Source organism: Variovorax sp. SPNA7 (assembly GCF_033807855.1).
In the GTDB taxonomy this organism is placed as follows: Bacteria; Pseudomonadota; Gammaproteobacteria; order Burkholderiales; family Burkholderiaceae_C; genus Variovorax; species Variovorax beijingensis.
Window position 1 is genome coordinate 2772890 of sequence record NZ_CP138513.1, and the last position, 17019, is coordinate 2789908.

At 66.9% G+C, this 17019-nt stretch carries 17 protein-coding genes; 11 read left to right on the forward strand and 6 right to left on the reverse strand.

What is annotated here, in order from left to right; translation table 11 throughout:
- Positions 1-34 precede the first annotated feature (34 nt).
- Positions 35-928: a ZIP family metal transporter gene (locus tag RZE77_RS12875; RefSeq protein WP_319442163.1), complete on the forward strand. Its 894-nt coding sequence runs from the start codon at positions 35-37 to the stop codon at positions 926-928.
- A 12-nt stretch (positions 929-940) separates the two neighbouring features.
- On the opposite strand, the gene RZE77_RS12880 is transcribed toward RZE77_RS12875, so the two are convergent.
- The gene (locus tag RZE77_RS12880) at positions 941-2374 is read right to left on the reverse strand and encodes an aldehyde dehydrogenase family protein (protein ID WP_319442164.1); all 1434 of its coding nucleotides are present in this window, start codon (positions 2372-2374) and stop codon (positions 941-943) included.
- A gap of 20 nt (positions 2375-2394) precedes the next feature.
- Positions 2395-2949, reverse strand: coding sequence for a peroxiredoxin (locus RZE77_RS12885; protein WP_319442165.1), 555 nt, complete (start codon positions 2947-2949; stop codon positions 2395-2397).
- Positions 2950-2993: 44 nt separating this feature from the next.
- On the opposite strand from RZE77_RS12885, the gene RZE77_RS12890 reads away from it, so the two are divergent.
- From RZE77_RS12890 to RZE77_RS12925, 8 genes are all read left to right on the forward strand, one after another.
- The gene (locus RZE77_RS12890) at positions 2994-4568 is read left to right on the forward strand and encodes a phospholipase D family protein (RefSeq protein WP_319442166.1); all 1575 of its coding nucleotides are present in this window, start codon (positions 2994-2996) and stop codon (positions 4566-4568) included.
- Between the two features lie 9 nt (positions 4569-4577).
- Complete coding sequence (locus RZE77_RS12895; RefSeq protein WP_319442167.1) at positions 4578-5366, forward strand: sterol desaturase family protein; 789 nt, start codon at positions 4578-4580, stop codon at positions 5364-5366.
- Entirely contained in the window at positions 5350-6306 is a 957-nt protein-coding gene (locus tag RZE77_RS12900; RefSeq protein ID WP_319442168.1) for a fatty acid desaturase, read from the forward strand. The genes RZE77_RS12895 and RZE77_RS12900 overlap by 17 nt, the downstream gene beginning before the upstream one ends.
- Positions 6307-6309: 3 nt before the next feature.
- A complete protein-coding gene (locus tag RZE77_RS12905; protein ID WP_319442169.1) occupies positions 6310-8253 on the forward strand; it encodes a 3-oxoacyl-[acyl-carrier-protein] synthase III C-terminal domain-containing protein in 1944 nt (647 codons plus the stop codon).
- Positions 8237-9136: a DUF6999 family protein gene (locus tag RZE77_RS12910; protein ID WP_319442170.1), complete on the forward strand. Its 900-nt coding sequence runs from the start codon at positions 8237-8239 to the stop codon at positions 9134-9136. Before RZE77_RS12905 ends, RZE77_RS12910 begins: the two co-directional genes overlap by 17 nt.
- A gap of 17 nt (positions 9137-9153) precedes the next feature.
- Positions 9154-9522 carry a hypothetical protein gene (locus tag RZE77_RS12915; protein WP_319442171.1) on the forward strand — a complete coding sequence of 123 codons (369 nt, stop codon included), beginning with the start codon at positions 9154-9156 and terminating at the stop codon, positions 9520-9522.
- Complete coding sequence (locus RZE77_RS12920) at positions 9509-9739, forward strand: hypothetical protein (protein WP_012747462.1); 231 nt, start codon at positions 9509-9511, stop codon at positions 9737-9739. The genes RZE77_RS12915 and RZE77_RS12920 overlap by 14 nt, the downstream gene beginning before the upstream one ends.
- Before the next feature lie 222 nt (positions 9740-9961).
- Positions 9962-10543, forward strand: a complete 582-nt coding sequence (locus tag RZE77_RS12925; RefSeq protein WP_319442172.1) for a hypothetical protein — start codon at positions 9962-9964, stop codon at positions 10541-10543.
- Here the strand turns inward: RZE77_RS12925 and RZE77_RS12930 are convergent.
- Entirely contained in the window at positions 10537-11373 is an 837-nt protein-coding gene (locus tag RZE77_RS12930) for a metal-dependent hydrolase (RefSeq protein ID WP_319442173.1), read from the reverse strand. The two genes, RZE77_RS12925 and RZE77_RS12930, sit on opposite strands and share 7 nt — an antisense overlap.
- Before the next feature lie 114 nt (positions 11374-11487).
- Here RZE77_RS12930 and RZE77_RS12935 point away from each other — a divergent pair, with 114 nt between their 5' ends.
- On the forward strand, positions 11488-12120 hold the full coding sequence (locus RZE77_RS12935) for a TetR/AcrR family transcriptional regulator (protein WP_319442174.1): 633 nt from the start codon (positions 11488-11490) through the stop codon (positions 12118-12120).
- A gap of 10 nt (positions 12121-12130) precedes the next feature.
- Here the strand turns inward: RZE77_RS12935 and RZE77_RS12940 are convergent, their stop codons facing one another.
- Both RZE77_RS12940 and RZE77_RS12945 read right to left on the reverse strand, forming a co-directional pair.
- Positions 12131-12499: a nuclear transport factor 2 family protein gene (locus RZE77_RS12940; RefSeq protein WP_319442175.1), complete on the reverse strand. Its 369-nt coding sequence runs from the start codon at positions 12497-12499 to the stop codon at positions 12131-12133.
- Positions 12499-15024 carry a sodium-translocating pyrophosphatase gene (locus RZE77_RS12945; protein WP_319442176.1) on the reverse strand — a complete coding sequence of 842 codons (2526 nt, stop codon included), beginning with the start codon at positions 15022-15024 and terminating at the stop codon, positions 12499-12501. The genes RZE77_RS12940 and RZE77_RS12945 overlap by 1 nt, the downstream gene beginning before the upstream one ends.
- A 254-nt stretch (positions 15025-15278) precedes the next feature.
- Here RZE77_RS12945 and ppa point away from each other — a divergent pair, with 254 nt between their 5' ends.
- A complete protein-coding gene (gene ppa / locus RZE77_RS12950; RefSeq protein WP_021007095.1) occupies positions 15279-15806 on the forward strand; it encodes an inorganic diphosphatase in 528 nt (175 codons plus the stop codon).
- A gap of 30 nt (positions 15807-15836) precedes the next feature.
- On the opposite strand, the gene RZE77_RS12955 is transcribed toward ppa, so the two are convergent.
- On the reverse strand, positions 15837-17018 hold the full coding sequence (locus tag RZE77_RS12955; RefSeq protein WP_319442177.1) for a GNAT family N-acetyltransferase: 1182 nt from the start codon (positions 17016-17018) through the stop codon (positions 15837-15839).
- Position 17019: the final 1 nt, after the last annotated feature.

The following is a 17019-nucleotide window of genomic DNA, read 5'->3' on the forward strand; positions in this document are numbered from 1 at the left end:
AAGGGCTTCTTTCAACCCAAGGAGCTTGCGACCCGTGCCTTCCATCCTGCGCGCCGATCTTTCCGCACGCCAGCGCTTCGGCCTGGCGATCATTTCCGCAGGCGCGCTCGCGCTGATGTTCCGGTTCTTCCGATTCGTGCACGCAGACCCGGTGGTCTGGAGCGCCTTGCTGGGCGGCTCGGTTGCCGCGCTGGCCACCGGGCTCGGCACGCTGCCGGTGCTGTTTTCGCAGAAGCTGCCCGACCGCCTGCAGGACACGCTGTTCGGCTTTGGCGCCGGCGTGATGCTGGCGGCCTGCGCCTTTTCGCTGATCATTCCCGGGCTGGAGGCCGCCCGGTTGGCGCAGGTGTTCGGCGGCGGCAGCTGGGCTGCGGGCGGCGTCGTCGGCTCGGCCATTCTGCTGGGCGGTGCCGCGCTGATGCTGCTGGACCGCGTGCTGCCGCACGAGCACTTCATCAAGGGTCTCGAAGGCCAGGCTGCGCACAGGCTGCGCCGGACCTGGCTCTTCGTGTTTGCCATCGCGCTGCACAACCTGCCGGAAGGCCTGGCGATCGGCGTGGGCTACGCGGCCGGCAACGGGCTGCGCGCCGACGCGCTGGCCACTGGCATTGCGATCCAGGATGTGCCTGAAGGCCTGGTGGTGGCGGTGGCGCTGCTGGCGGCGGGCTACCGGCGCGGGTTCGCGGTGCTCATCGGAATGGCGTCCGGGCTGGTCGAGCCGCTGGGCGCCGTGGCGGGAGCGGCCGTGATCGGCCACTCGGCCATGCTGCTTCCGTGGGGCCTCGGTTTTGCGGCCGGCGCGATGCTGTTCGTGATCAGCCACGAGATCATCCCGGAGTCGCACCGCAAGGGGCACGAGAGCTTCGCGACCAGCGGGCTGATGCTCGGCTTCGTGCTGATGATGCTGCTGGACACGGCACTCGGGTAGGACCGGCTTTTTTCAACCGTGCTTGATGGCCACCGTCTTGAGCGTGGTGAAGCCGTAGAGCGCCTCGAAGCCCTTTTCGCGCCCGTAGCCCGACGACTTGACCCCGCCGAACGGCAGTTCCACGCCGCCGCCGGCGCCGTAGTTGTTGATGAACACCTGGCCGCTGCGCACCCGCTTGGCCATGCGGAACTGGCGCGCACCGTCGGTCGTCCAGACCCCGGCCACGAGGCCGAACTGCGTGGCGTTGGCGAGCGCCACGGCTTCGTCCTCGTCGGCGAACTGCATCGCGGCGAGCACCGGGCCGAACACCTCTTCCTGCGCCAGGCGGTGGTTCACCGGCACGTCGCGCAGCAGGGTGGGGGCCTGGTAGAAGCCGGTTTCGGGCGCCTCGTCGACCACGATGCCATGGGCCACCATGGGGATACCCGCCACCTGGGCGTCGCTCAGGAAATCCCACACGCGCTGCTGCTGCGTCTGGCGGATCAGCGGACCGACGTCCAGGTCCATGGCCGCGGGGCCGACGCGCAAGGCCTCGAAGGCATGGCCGAGGCGCTCGAGCAGCGGCTCGTAGATGCCGCGCTGGATCAGCACGCGCGAGCCGGCCGAGCAGGTCTGGCCGGCGTTCTGCACGATGGCGTTGATGATCACCGGAATGGCCGCGTCGAGGTCGGCGTCGGCAAAGATGATCTGCGGGCTTTTGCCGCCGAGCTCGAGGGTGACCGGGCAATGCCGCTCCGCCGCCACCTGCTGGATCAGCGTGCCGATCTTCGGGCTGCCGGTGAAGCTGATGTGGTCGATGCCTTCGTGCCGAGCGAGCGCATCGCCCACTTCATGGCCGTAGCCTGTCACGATGTTGAGCGCGCCGGCCGGAAAGCCGACCTCGGCCGCCAGTTGCGCCACGCGAATGAGGGAAAGGCAGGCATCCTCGGCCGGCTTCACCACGCACACGTTGCCGGCGGCCAGCGCGCCGCCCACGCTGCGCCCGAAGATCTGCATCGGGTAGTTCCACGGAATGACGTGGCCCGTGACACCGTGCGGCTCGCGCCAGGTGAAGACGCTGTAGCCGTCCTGGTAGGGAATGGTCTCGCCGTGCAGCTTGTCGCAGGCGCCGGCATAGAACTCGAAATAGCGCACCAGCGCGAGCGCGTCGGCGCGGGCCTGCTTCACGGGCTTGCCGCAATCGCGCTGCTCGATGAGCGCGAGTTCGTCGACGTGCTCGGCAACCTTCTGCGAGAGCTTGTAGAGCAGGCGGCCGCGGTCGGCCGCGCTCACCTTGTGCCAGACGCCCTCGAAGCAGTCGCGCGCCGCGCGCACGGCGGAGTCGATGTCGGCGGCATTGCTGCGCTGGATTTCGTCGAAAGGCTGGCCGTCGGACGGGTCGAGCACCTGCAGGGTGCGGCCGGAGGATGACGGGACGTCGGCGTTGGCGATGAAGTTGAGTTGCATGGGACGGGATTTTGCACCCGCTACCGGGGCGCGCCCGGCCGCGGCAGCGCCCGCACTGCGTTGAGCATGCGCTCCACGTGCTTGTCCGGATTCAGGTTCTGGTAGTAGTAGGCCACCTTGCCGTTCGGCGCGATCACGTAGGACAGGCGGTTGGCGAAGTCGGGTCGGGTCTGCATCAGGGCGTCGAAGCCGTTGATCACGGACTTCGATTCGTCCGAAGCCACGGGAAAGCGGCTCTGGCACGACTTGACCGAGAACTTGGAGAGGGTGTCGATGTCGTCGGCCGACACGCCGATGACCGTGGCGCCGAGCGCGGCGAACTGGTCGATGGCTTCGGCGAAGGCATGCGCTTCGATCGAACAGTCGCTGGAGTCGGCCGCCGGGAAGAAGTACACCACCACCGGCCCCTTGGCCAGGGCATCGGCCAGCGAATAGCGGAAGGTCTTGCCGCCCAGCGCAGCGGTGGCGGTGAACTTGGGCACCGGGTCGCCGATGTCCAGCGCGGCCCGGGCGGGGAATGCCAGCCCGGCTGCGACCGACATCAGTGCGATGCATGAGAGGATCGGTCTTGGCATGGTGTAACTCCGAGCAGGTGTGAAACGAATTCTAGGATGCCATCATGAACCCCTTGACCCGACTTCTGCGGATCTGTCTTGCCGGCGCCATTGCCGCGGCGCTGGCGGCCTGCGGCTCGCTGCCGCCGGCGCGCGAGCGGGCGGCAGTGAATGCCGCCGCGGCCGATCCGTCCACCGCGCTGGCAAGGATCGCGGCCGCCTCGACGCCGCCCGGCGAGCACTCGGGTTTCAGGCTGATGCCGCTCGGCGTGTACTCGCTGGACGCGCGCGTCCAGCTTGCAGAGCGCGCCCAGCGCTCGCTGGTGGTCCAGTACTACCAGTTCGAGAACGACGCCACTGGCCGCCTCCTGATGCGTGCGCTGCGCGAGGCGGCCGGTCGCGGGGTGCAGGTGCGGCTGCTGGTGGACGACCTCTACACCGCCCGGAGCCAGCAGCTGCTGCTGGCGCTTTCCGCCACGCCCAACGTGGACGTGCGGCTGTTCAATCCGTTCTGCTGCGGACGCAACGGTTTTCTCTCGCGTTTCGCGGCCTCGCCGCACGAGATCGGGCGGCTCAACCACCGCATGCACAACAAGCTCTTCATCGCCGACGGCGTCATGGCGGTGGTGGGCGGCCGCAACATCGCCGACGAGTATTTCGTGCTGAGCGAGGCGCAGAACTTCATCGACATGGACGCGCTGCTGGTGGGCAAGGTGCTGCCGCAGCTCGAATCGATCTTCGATGCCTACTGGAACAGCGAGCAGGTCTGGCCCGTTGCCGACATCGTGCGCGGGGAGGGCGGCCGCACGCCCACGGTTGCCGACTTCGACGCCTGGATCGGCATGGCGGCGGCGCCGCCGAAGATCGTGCTCCCGCCGTCCGACGTGCTGGGCTACGGGCCGATCGCGGAAGAACTCGACGGCGGCCGCATGGGGCTGCTGTGGGGCGAAGCCCGCGCCATTGCCGATCCGCCCACCAAGCCCACCACGATGACCGAGGACGAAGCCATTGCCACCAGCGTGACGATGAAGGTCTGGACGCTGCTGATGGAGGCCAAGGTCGAGGTCGACCTGACCTCGCCCTACCTGGTGCCCGGCGAGCGCGGCATGGCGGCCTTCGAGGACCTGGCCAGGCGCAAGGTGAAGCTCACGCTGCTGACCAATTCGCTGGCCGCCAACGACGAACCGCTGGTGCACGCCGGCTATGTGCGCTATCGCGAGCGGCTGCTCAAGAGCGGCGCCGATCTGTACGAGCTGAGCCCGCAGCGCACCACCGCGGGCGAGCGCTTCGGCATGTTCGGCAAATCGCTGGGGCGGCTGCACTCCAAGACGGCCGCCATCGACAAGACGCGCATCTTCATCGGCTCGATGAACCTCGATCCGCGCTCGGCGAGCCAGAACACGGAGATGGGCGTGGTGGTCGACAGCCCGCAGCTGGCGCGCGAGATGCTGCGCGTCATCAACATCAGCAAGCTGCAGAACTCGTACCGCCTGCGCCTTGCCAAGGACACCGGCACGCTGCAGTGGCTCACGACCGATGGCGAAAAGGAGGTCATCCTCACGTCGGAGCCGGAGTCGAGCTTTTTCCAGCGGCTGCACAACCTGATCATCGCGCCTCTGGTTCCCGAAATGCTGCTGTAGCCTCGGGGGATGGCGCAAAGCTTCATTTCGTTGTCGGCCTTCCAGGTGATGTGCTGGGGGCTGGTCTTTTTCGGCGGCATCTACCTGGGATTCGGCGCCCTCAACTGGCTGCTGACCCGGCGGGTGCTGCCCGCGCTCGGCATCGGGCGCGGGCTCGACCCGCGGCCGCTGCAGCCGGGGCAGTTGCGCCGCGAAATGGCGCAGTCGGGCGTGTCGGTGCTCGTGTTCGGGCTGGGCATGGTGTTTCCGTGGGGCTTGCTCCAGCTGGGCTGGGCGCGGCTCGATGCCGACGCGGGCTGGCGCCAGGTCGCGGCCGAAGTCCTGGTGCTGGCGATCTGGAACGACGTTCATTTCTGGCTCAACCATCGGCTGCTGCATACGCGCTGGCTGCGGCGCTTTCACGGGCCGCACCACCGTTCGGTCGTGACCACGCCGTGGGCCACCTACAGCTTTCATCCGGTCGAGGCGGTGATGCTCGGCAACGTGATCCTGCTGCCGATGCTGCTGCACGACTTCAGCTTCTGGTCACTCGCGTCGGTGCCGCTGTTCAGCCTGTTCTTCAACAGCATCGGGCACTCGAACTACGACTTCTTTCCCCGGGCGTCGTACAGCCACTGGTTTGCCGCGAGCCGCCGGCACCATTTGCACCACGCCTGCCACAGCGGCAACTACGGCTTCCAGTTCACTTTCATGGACCGGCTGTTCGGCACGCGCATTGCCGCCGACGCGGCCGAGCCGCAGTTCCTGGCCTTCCGCGAGAAGCAGCAACGCCAACGGCAGCATGGCACGCCGGCCTGAGGCGCCGCGCCGGCCGGCGCGCCTTCGCCATGGGCGCGACTGGCAGAGCCTGGCGTACCTGGCGGCGCTCCCGGCGCTGGCGGCATGGCAGTGGGTGCATGGCTTTGCCTTGCAGCTCTATGCGCCGATGCTGTTCCTGACGCTGGGCGTGGGCGTGATCCACCACAACCACGTGCATCTGCGCATGTGGCGCGGGCGGCGCATGAACCGGTTCACCGACTTCTGGATCACGCTGCTGCAGGGGCATCCGACCTTCGTCTTCTGGCCGGCGCACGTGGCCAACCACCATCGCCACCGCCACGGACCGCGGGACGTGGCGCGCACCTACCGCTTCGGCGGCGACACCAACCATCTGCGGGGCTACCTGCTGCATCCGTTCCAGGCCGTGTGGGTGCTGGTGCCGGTGTTCTTCGGCTGGCTCGGCCGGCTTCGCAGGCACCGCCCGGGCCCCTGGCGCTACTGCATGGCGCAGTACGCCCTGTGGCTCGGCAGCTGGAGCGCGCTGCTGCTGCTCGACTGGCGCAAGGCCCTGCTGCTGGTGATCGTGCCGCAGTTGCACGGGCTGCATTGGCTGCTGGCGACCAACTATCTGCAGCATGCGCATGCCGACGGACGCCGGCCCGTGCCGGATGTGGAGGCGCGGCGCGATACCGCGGGTACCCGCCTGAACTACGCGCGCAATTTCGAGGGGCTGGTGAACCCCTTGCTGTTCAACATCGGCCTGCACACCGCACATCACGAGAACCCGCATGTCCACTGGTCCGAGCTCACGCAGCTGCACCGCACGCGCTACCGCGCGCGGGTCGACCCCGCGCTCAACGAGCAGGGGCTGGTGCCCTACATGGTTCGCGTGTTCGTGCTCGGGGCGCTGTGGCCGCGTTTTCGCAGCCGCCCGCTGATGCCGTCCGTGCCCGTGCCGCCCGAGTCTTCAACCCACTGAACCATGCCCGTCCCATTCCAACGCGTCTACATCGAGAGCGCCGGCTACTTCATGCCCGGCGAGCCCATTCCCAACGAGCGCATGGATGCCTACATCGCGCCGCTCAACCGGATGTCCGAGCGCATCAAGCGGCGCATCCTGGCCGAGAACGGCATCCTCACGCGGCACTATGCGATTGACGAGGAGGGCATGACGCGCCACACCAATGCGCAGCTGGCGGCCGGCGCGATCCGCGACTGCCTGCAGCGCGGCGGCGCCGAGCTGTCGCGCGTGTCGCTGCTGGCCAGCGGCTCGTCGGGCGGCGACACGCTGATGCCCGGCTTTGCCAACATGATCCAGGGCGAACTGGCGGCGCCGCCCATGGAAACGCTGTCGGTGCACGGCATCTGCGCCGCGGGCGTGTCGGCCATCCAGTCGGCCGCGCAGGGCATCGAGCTGGGGGCGCACCGCAGCGCGCTGGCGGTGGCCAGCGAAATGCCGTCGCGGCTTTTCAAGCGCTCGCGCTTTGCGGCGCGCGGCTACGAGACCGACTTCGACTCGCACTTCCTGCGCTGGATGCTCTCCGACGGTGCGGGCGCGCTGCTGCTGTCCGATGGCACGCCCGCGCTGGCCGGCAACCCGGGGCTGCGCCTGCGGCTCAAGTGGGTGCACCAGCGCGCGTTCTCGGGGGACTATCCGGTCTGCATGCAGTTGGGCCTGACCGAGGACCGCGCGCGCGGCCATCTCGATTTCGGCTCGTGGGCCGAGGCGGAGGCGGCGGGTGCCTTGTCGCTGCGGCAGGACATTCGCCTGCTGCCGCACCTGTTCGACATCGGCATTCATGAATACGCGACGCTGGTGCAGGGCGGATGGCTCGATCCGAAGCGGGTCGACCATTTCCTGTGCCACTACTCGTCGGAGAAATTCATTCCCGTGGTCGAGGACCTGATGGCCAAGGCCGATCTCTCCATTCCGCGCGAACGCTGGTGGAGCAACCTGGCCTGGCGCGGCAATACGGGGGCCGCGTCGATCCTGGTCATGCTGTCGGAGTTCCTGCACACCAAAGCGCTGAAGCCCGGGGAACAGATCTTCTGCTATGTGCCGGAGTCGGGGCGCTTCATGGCCGCCTACATGCTGCTGGAGCTCGAGGCGGCCGAGGTGCCTGCCCGGGCGGTGGCCGTTCCGCGCACGACCGCCGACGCGGCGCCGAATGAAGAAGCCGCGATCGCGCCGCCGCATGATCCGGCCGCCGCGCCCGATGGCCTTGGCGCACTGCTGACCGAACTGGCCGGCATCTGGCACGACTACCGCTCGCGCGCCTGGCGCACGCCGCTGATCCGCCAGATCCGCGAGCGCCGCCTTGCCTTGCCCGACTACCTGAACTGGATGGAGCAGTGGATCCCGCAGGTGCGCGAAGGCAGCCGCTGGATGCGCGAAGGCGCCGCTTCGCTGACGGGGCCCTACCAGGCGCTGGCCGAACTGATCGACGTGCATGCAGGCGAGGAGCAGGACGACTTCAACATCCTCTTCAGCGACTACCGCAAAGCCGGCGGCACCGTCGCGCGGATCGACGACTTGCACCGCAACCCCGGTGGAGAGGCGCTCAACGCCTACCTGCACGGCCTGGCCGCCACGCGCAACCCGATCGGCCTGCTGGGCGCGATCTACATCATCGAGGGCACGGGCCAGCGCATCGTTCCCGCGCTGCTGCCGCTGATCAAGGCCGGCCTGAAGCTGCCGCCCGATGCCTTCCGCTTTCTCGAATACCACGGCCACAACGACGAGAACCACCTGAACCGCTGGCTCGCCGCGGTCGAGATGGTGATGGCCGTGGAAGGCGGCGAGGGCGCCGAAGGCCGGGGCCGGGCGGCCCGCCAGATCATCGGCACGGCGCGCCACACGGCCGCGCTGTACCTGATGCAGTTTCAGCACATCACACAGCGGATGCCACATGAGCCGAACGCCTGATTTTCTTTCGAAGGGGCACGACGAGCGCGACCCCAGTCCCTGGCTCGCGCTCTACCTGGACCAGAGCACGCCGCTGCCCGACGAGGTCAAGGCGGCGTGGCTGGCCGACTCGAGTTCGGGCTCGCGCCAGTACCTGCTGCCGTTCCTGCGGCCGGTGGCGCGGCTCACGATCATCCTGATCCAGGTGGTGAAAGTGTTCGTGCCGCGCAACTGGTCGCATTCGAAGCTGCTGCACCGGCTGCTGGCCTGGGGGCTGAAGCGCTTCGTCTCGCCGGAAGCGAACTGGCTGATCCTGCGGCACTTTCACCTCGGCTCGCAGGTGCTGGGCTTCATCGGCCGCAATTCGCCGGCACCCGTGGGCACCTCGCCGCTGGAGCCGGCCGACATCGACGCCCTGAAGGACGAGACCTTCCTGAAGCACGACCTGAATCTCTTCAACTTCGTGATCCGGCTGAACCAGGCGCTGCGCGACAAGGGGCTGGTGCTGGACAAGGCGCCCCAGGTCGATTTTTCGATGATCAGGGACCCGGGCCTGCGGCTTTCGGACATGCCGCACGGCAGGCTCAACTTCCTCGACCTGCAAAGCGCCATCGAGCTTTTCACGCCGCTGTACCAGTTGATGCTGACCGACAACGACTTCTGGCGCGCCGCCAATTCGCTGCAGCTGGATGAAACCATCGGCATCTACGCGGCCACCTTGCTGGGCGCCCCCGAGCACCTCATCCTGGTGAACAACAAGCATCCGCTGGTGCCGCTGTCGACCCTGCGGGCCGGGCACCGGCTGGTCATCCACGGGCTGTCGACGGAGATGCTGCACAGCCTGCTGCGGCGCATGCAGGCCGCGCACGGGGCGACCCCCACGCCGGAGCAGCCACTTGCATAAGCGTATGCTGCCCCCAGATGCAATCCATGAACACGACCCATAATCCGTCTCCCAAGACCGATCTGGCAGTGACCCACGTGCTGGCTCAACTGCTGGAGCGGCTTGAGCACAGCGCCGTCCCCGTAGGCGCCGAGCAATACCGTTCGGTGGTAGAACACCTGGTGCACGAATTCAACGACGTTGAACCGGGCGCCGACCTGGGGCGTCTGCTCGACGCCTATCCTGCCGCCGCCGAGGTCTACGAGAACCTCAATTACCAACATGCCGGCCTCTGCCGCTCGGCGCTCGACACGGCGCTTGCAGCCGAAGTCAGCGCGAGAGAAGCCATTGCACGCGCCATGCGCTACACCGAACCGAAAAAGGACAAAGCCGATGGCCAAAGCTGAGGTCAAGACCGCCGTTGTGGCTGATGGCCTGCGTTACAAGTCGAAGGCACCGGGCTCCCCGTTCCGTGCCTCGGCATCGTTCAGCGGGGCGACCATGTCCTGCTTCATGTGCGGAAAGCACCGCGTACGGTCGCAATTGCGCACCCGCCAGGTGCTGGGCAAGTCGCAGACCGTTTGCGCACCCTCGTGCAAGGCGCTCGACGAATCCCTTGAATAAATCGGATTCGCCGGCCTAGCAGGGCCGCGCGACGCCTTGGCGACATGCCCGAGCGCGCGCATTGCAGATTTTCTTTTCAAATCCGCTGCAATCGATATACAGTTAGACACAATTGATGCATTTATTGCATCAGTCAAAAGTTCTAATTTGTAGTCGATGGCAAATGATTTTGTGTATATGCAATAACGCCCGATGCCGGGCGATTTGCGGAAGGAATCTGCAATGAACAAGTCGCGCCACGTGGTCATGCAGGTGGTCAAGCGTTCCTCCGGCAGTGCGACGCACCATGTGGAATTCCTCATGGACAACATTTTTGCGGAGCGCCTGCGCCAACTGCGCTCGCTGGTTCCGCCGCTGGGCAGCCTCAACAAGCAGCGCGACCTGGTGATCGACAAGGTGCGCGCACGCCTTCCGAATGCCATCTGGCGCACCGGAAGCCATGTCGATGAGGGCGTGGAGGGCTCCTGCATCGTCATTGCAGCAGAAGGCTCGTTCAATTGCGGCGGCAAGGACCGCAATACGCGCGAAAAGCTGGTGACCTACAACTTTTCGATTTCACGCCTGATCGAATTGCACGCCGAACGTCCCGATGGCGAAACTCTCTACATCCGCGACGGCACCTTTGCCAACGACGAGCCTGCCGAGTCGGCTGCCGGCCTGTGGGTGGCGTCGCTGACCGAGCAGGAAACCGTGATGCGCATCCCGGATGCCCCTTCGGACTTCGACACGCTGCACGATCTGGCGATGCGCCCCGAACAGCGGGCGGCCATCAGCCCGCCCAACCACAGGGCCAGTTTCTACTGAAGAGCCTCCGGCGCCGCGCCCACCGGCGTGTACTGCGCGCGGTTGTTCTCGAGCCAGCGGGCCGACAGGCTGCTGTCCTGCTGCGCCGGATGGAAATCGGCGCGAAAGTAGCTGCGCCAGGCCTTCCGGTTGCTTCTGAACAGGCCGCCTCTGCCAAGCAGGATGCGCGCGGCGCTCTTCCAGGTCGCCCATTTCCACAGTTGGCCTTCGCGGCGCAGGTTGTCGACGGTCTGGCGCATCAGGTCGCCCAGGAACATCAGCGTCACGCGGCGGAACCAGCGCTTGCGCCAGGCGTCGGATCCTTGCGCTGCCTTGTAGATGTCGAAGGCGACCGCCTTGTGCTCCAGTTCTTCGGCGCTGTGCCAGAGCCACATGGTGCGCAGCCGCGGCTCGGCGCCGTCGAGCACTTGGGGGTGGGCGAGCAGCCATTCGGCGAACATGGCGGTGAAGTGTTCCGTGGCGGCGGTGGCTGCCAGCGCATGGCGGGGATCGGCGCCCTCCAGCAACTGCATGCGCCCGGAGGCGCGGGGCGTCCAGCCGTCCACCAGGCCCTGGTCCTGCAGGTGCGCATTGAAAAGCGAATGAATGCGGCGATGCGTGGCCTCCTGGCCGATGAAGCCGCGCACATCGGCGCGAAGCTCTTCCTGTACCTGCGCCGGCAGCGTGGCCGCGGCGTCGCGCACGGCATCGATGAAGAACTGCTCGCCGAACGGAAAGCTCATCGACAGCGCATTGAAAAAGGCGGTGGAGAATGCGTCGCCGCCGCACCAGCTGCGGCCGAACGGCGTTTGCAGGTCGATCAGAAGGCGGCGCACGACAAGGTCGGTCATGGCGGATGCTCCTTGGAAAAATGCGGTACGGTACACGCTCGTACCAATTTCCCGGAATGGTGCGCGCCGGGACTGGTACCGTCAAGTACCAATGCGTAGGAAAATGTCTTCTCCATGAGCATCGCGACCGAAAAGCCAGCCTTTGCCGCTCCCTCCGGGGAACCGGCCCACGAGCACTACGCCCGGTTGCTGGAAGGCATGGCGCGCGCCGTGGCCACCAAGGGCTACGCGGACACCACCATTGCCGACATCGTGCGCGAGGCCGCCGTTTCGCGCCGCACCTTCTACGAGCACTTCACGACCAAGTCGGAGTGCCTGATCGCGCTGTACGAGGCGGCCAGCAAGCTGGCGCTGCGCGCGGTGAGCGAAGCCTTCGATCCGGCCCAGCCCTGGCATGCGCAGGTGGAGCGGGCGATCACCGCGTATTTCGACTACCTGGCGCAGGACCCGGCGCTGCTGCGCACGCTGTTCGTCGAGATCCTCGGCCTTGGCATGCCGGGGCTGGCGGCGCGGCGCCGGGTGAACGGCGAAATCGCCGGCTTCATCCAGGCGGCCATCAACAGCGGCGATGGCGCGCACAGCGGCCCCGTGGCGCATTTGACGAGTGAAATGGCGATGACCGTGGTGGGCGGCATCAATGAGCTGGTGCTCCAGGCCATCGAGCAGGACCGGGTGGGTGAGCTCGGCCAACTGGTGCCGCCGGCCACGCGCCTGGTGCGCGCGGTGGCGGCAGAGAGCGCCAGGTAGCAAGAGAACGTCAGGCGGGCCTGGCCTGCGCCGGGTCGTAGAAGAACTCTTCCTGGGCGATGCGCTCGCCCTCCCAGCGCTGCCAGGCGAGCTCTTCCATGCGCATGGCCTTGCCGTCCTTGAAGCGGAAATCGAAGATCCAGCGGATCACCACGTGGTCGCCGTTCACGAACACCGGGCGCACGCAGGTCGAAACCACCGAGGCGGTGCGGTCCAGCGTGGCCTGCTCGCGCGCAACCAGCGTGCTGCGGCCGCGCCGGGGCTCGGCCTGGTTCTCGCGCATGGTCGCGTCCTCGGTGTAGTAGTCCTCGATGGCCTGGGCGTGCGCGCCGCTTTCCACTGTGGCGATGAAGGCTTCGAGTCTTTCCGAGGTGGGCATCAGGCCTTGACCTTCACTTCGACGCGGCGGGCTTCGCTCGCGGGCCCGTCCGCCTGGGTCTGCTCGGGCTTGGCAAGCTCGATCTTGTCCGCGGGGGCGCCGGCGGCCTTGAGCGCATCGCCCACGGCCATGGCGCGCTGCTTGGCGAGTTCGGCGTTCTTGACCGGATCGCCGCTCGCATCGTGGTAGCCGCTCACAAGCAGGACGCTGCCGCTCTGCACGGCCTTGATGACGTCGGCCAGCGCCTCCTTGGCATTGGGCGCGACCTCGGCCTTGCCGCTCTCGAAGTAGAACTTCACCACGCCGTTCTCGACCTTCACGGCCGCGGCCTCGGCGGCCGCCACGGTGCCGGAGGCCACTGCTGCCGCCGGTGCTGCGGGTGCGGAGGGCTGCGCAGCAGCAGGCGCGGTGGCGGCCGGCGGCGTCTCGACCTTGTGCGGCACGGCCGCGGCCGCATCGCCGCCGTGGAACTTGACCACCAGCGGCACGATCAGCAGCGCCACGATGTTGATGATCTTGATCAGCGGATTCACCGCCGGGCCGGCCGTGTCCTTGTAAGGGTCGCCCACGGTGTCGCCGGTGACGGCCGCCTTGTGCGCCTCGGAGCCCTTGCCGCCGTGGTGGCCGTCCTCGATGTACTTCTTGGCGTTGTCCCATGCGCCGCCGCCCGTGCACATGGAGATGGCGACGAACAGTCCGGTCACGATGGTGCCCATCAGCAGGCCGCCCAGCGCCTTCGGCCCGAGCACCAGCCCGACCAGGATCGGCACCACCACCGGCAGCAGCGAGGGAATCATCATTTCCTTGATAGCCGCGCCGGTCAGCATGCCCACGGCCTTGCCGTACTCGGGCTTGCCGGTGCCTTCCATGATGCCGGGGATCTCGCGGAACTGCCTGCGCACTTCCTCGACCACCGCGCCGGCCGCCCGGCCCACGGCTTCCATGGCCATGGCGCCGAACAGGTAGGGGATCAGCCCGCCGATGAAGAGGCCGACGATCACCATCGGGTCGCTCAGGTTGAAGCTGATGTTCAGCCCGAAGCTCTCCAGCTTGTGGGTGTAGTCGGCAAAGAGCACCAGCGAGGCGAGGCCGGCCGAGCCGATGGCGTAGCCCTTGGTCACGGCCTTGGTGGTGTTGCCCACGGCGTCGAGCGGGTCGGTGATGTCGCGCACGCTCGCGGGCATCTCGCTCATTTCGGCGATGCCACCGGCGTTGTCGGTGATGGGCCCATAGGCATCGAGCGCCACCACGATGCCCGCCATGCTGAGCATGGCCGTGGCCGCCACCGCAATGCCGAACAGGCCGGCGAGCGCATACGAGGCCATGATGGCGATGCAGACGAAGATCACCGGCCATGCCGTCGAGCGCATCGAGACGCCCAGGCCCGCGATGATGTTGGTGCCGTGGCCCGTGGTGGAGGCCTGCGCGATGTGCTGGACCGGCTTGTACTGCGTGCCGGTGTAGTACTCGGTGATCCACACCAGCGCGGCCGTGAGCGCCAGGCCCACGAAGCAGGCGCCGAACAGCTTGAGCTGGCTGCCGCTCGGGGCAATGGCGTTGTCGGGGATGAGCCAGCCCGTGACGAACCAGAACGCGATCAGCGACAGGACGCCCGCCACCGCCAGCCCCTTGTAGAGCGCCGGCATCACGTTGGTCATGCCCGGCGAGGCCTTGACGAAGAAGCAGCCGATGATCGAGGCGATGATCGACACGCCGCCCAGCGCGAGCGGATAGAGCACCGCGTTGAGCGGCGCTGCCGTGACCATCAGCGCGCCCAGCACCATGGTGGCGATCAGCGTGACGGCATAGGTCTCGAACAGGTCGGCCGCCATGCCGGCGCAGTCGCCGACGTTGTCGCCCACGTTGTCCGCAATGACCGCCGGGTTGCGCGGATCGTCTTCGGGAATGCCCGCTTCGACCTTGCCCACCAGGTCGGCGCCCACGTCGGCGCCCTTGGTGAAGATGCCGCCGCCCAGCCGCGCGAAGATCGAGATCAGCGACGAGCCGAAGGCAAAGCCGATCAGCGGATTGAGGATGGCCGAGAGGCTGCGGTCCGGCGTGAGATTGCCGTTGCCCGCCAGGAACCAGTAGAAGACCGAGACCCCCAGGAGCCCCAGCCCCACCACCAGCATGCCCGTGATGGCACCGCCGCGGAACGCGACGTCGAGCGCCGGGCCGATGCCTTGCGTGGCCGCCTGCGCGGTGCGCACGTTGGCGCGCACCGACACGTTCATGCCGATGAAGCCGCAGGCGCCCGAAAGCACCGCGCCCACCACGAAGCCGACGGCCGTGGTCGCGTCCAGGAAGATGCCGATGAGAATGGCCAGGACCACGCCGACCACCGCAATGGTGGTGTACTGCTTGGCGAGGTAGGCCGATGCGCCGGCCTGGATGGCGGCCGCGATTTCCTGCATCCGCGCGTTGCCCGGATCCTTGGCGAGAATCCAACTTCGGGCCCAGAAACCGTAGCCGACGGCCACGAGGCCGCAGACGATGGCGAGTATCAAGGGGGTGTTGCCGATCATGCTTTGCTTCTCCATTCGTTCGTTGTGACTAGTGGAGACGGACAGCATGGGTCCTGCGCGCAACGCGTACGGGACCCAGGTTTTCCGTCGCGTTGCTTCCTCGAAGCTCGCAGCACCGAGGTGCGGAGCCGATTGGCCAACGGGCGCAATTTACAGGCAAAAACAAGAACGCGTGCGACCGGGCCGTGACACGGAAAGTAAACTCCGGGTTTGTCCCCATCTCTCCTCATACTTTTCAACTACTCGAAAACGTCATGTCCTTCGACAAAGTCTCCCCCGGCAAGAACATCCCCGACGCCTTCAATGTCGTGATCGAAATCCCGATGAATGCCGACCCGATCAAGTACGAAGTCGACAAGGAATCGGGCGCGATCTTCGTGGACCGCTTCATGACGACCGCGATGTACTACCCGGCCAACTACGGCTATGTGCCGCAGACCCTCTCTGGCGACGGCGACCCGGTCGACGTGCTGGTGATCGCGCCGTACCCGCTCCTGCCCGGCGTGGTGGTGCCGTGCCGCCCGCTCGGCATCCTGATGATGGAAGACGAAGCCGGCGTCGACGGCAAGGTGCTGGCCGTGCCCACCGACAAGGTGCTGCCGATCTACAGCCACTGGAAGTCGGTCGACGACGTGAACCCGATGCGCCTGAAGGCCATCAGCCACTTCTTCGAGCACTACAAGGACCTGGAAGCCGGCAAGTGGGTCAAGGTGCTGGGCTGGGAAGGCATCGACGCGGCCAAAAAGGAAGTTGTCGACGGCATTGCTGCCTACAAGAAGTAATCGGCTTCCGGGGTGTTCGCGGCCGGCCGCTCAGCCGGCCTTGAAGGGGCTGCGTTCGCCCAGGTGGTCCATGTAGTTCTCGATGCCTTCGCCCTCGCGCTCGAGAAAGCGCTCGACCGCGTCGGCGAAGCCGGGGTGCGCCAGCCAGTGGGCGCTGGTGGTCTTGACCGGCATCAATGCGCGCGCCATCTTGTGCTCGCCCTGCGCGCCCCCTTCGAAGCGCCTGGCGCCGTGCGCGATGCACCAGGCCAGCGGCTGGTAGTAACAGGCCTCGAAATGCAGGCAGTCGACGCGCTCCACGGCGCCCCAGTAGCGGCCGTAGGCCACCAGCGCATCGTCCCCATGGGTGGACAGGGCGATCAGGCTTGTGGCAATCGGCTGTCCTTCGCGCTCGGCGACGAACAGCAGCCAGGCTTCGGGCATGGTGTTGGCCATGCGCTGGAAAAAATCGCGCGAAAGATAGGGCGGGTTGCCGTGCTCGCGATAGGTGCGTGCATAGCAGCGGTAGAAGAAATCCCAGTCCGATCGGGCGATGCCTGCGCCGCGCGACCAGCGAAAGGTCACGCCGGCCTCGGCCACCTTGCGGCGCTCCTGGCGGATCTTCTTGCGCTTGTCGTGCGACAGGCTGGCAAGAAAGGCCTCGAAGTCCGCGTAGCCGGCTGTTTCGCCTGATTCCCCCGGGGCGGCATTCGTCCAGTGGAACTGCACCGTGTTGCGCAGCATCAGGCCCGCTTCGGTGCAGGCGGCAATGTCGGCGTCCGCGCCGAACAGCAGATGCAGCGACGAGAGTTCTTCCTTCCTGCACCAGGCCACCAGCGCCTGCACCAGCAGCGTGCGGTCTTGCGCATCGCGGGCCAGCAGGCGTGCGCCGGGCACCGGCGTGAACGGCACGGCCACCACCGCCTTGGGATAGTAGGCAAGCCCGTGCTGTTCGTAGGCATTGGCCCAGGCCCAGTCGAAGACATACTCGCCATAGGAGTGGGTCTTGATGTAGGCCGGGCAGGCTGCGCGCAACTCGTCGCCGCACCACAGGGTGATGAACTGCGGCATCCAGCCGCTTTCGGGCGAGGCGCTGCCGCTGTCCTGCAGCGCCGAAAGATATTCATGGCGCATGAAGGGCGAGGGCTGCGCCTCGGCCGCGAGCAGGGCGTTCCATGCTTTCGGGTCCAGGTCCGACAGCGACGCCACCACCCGAATGACATAATCGTTCAAG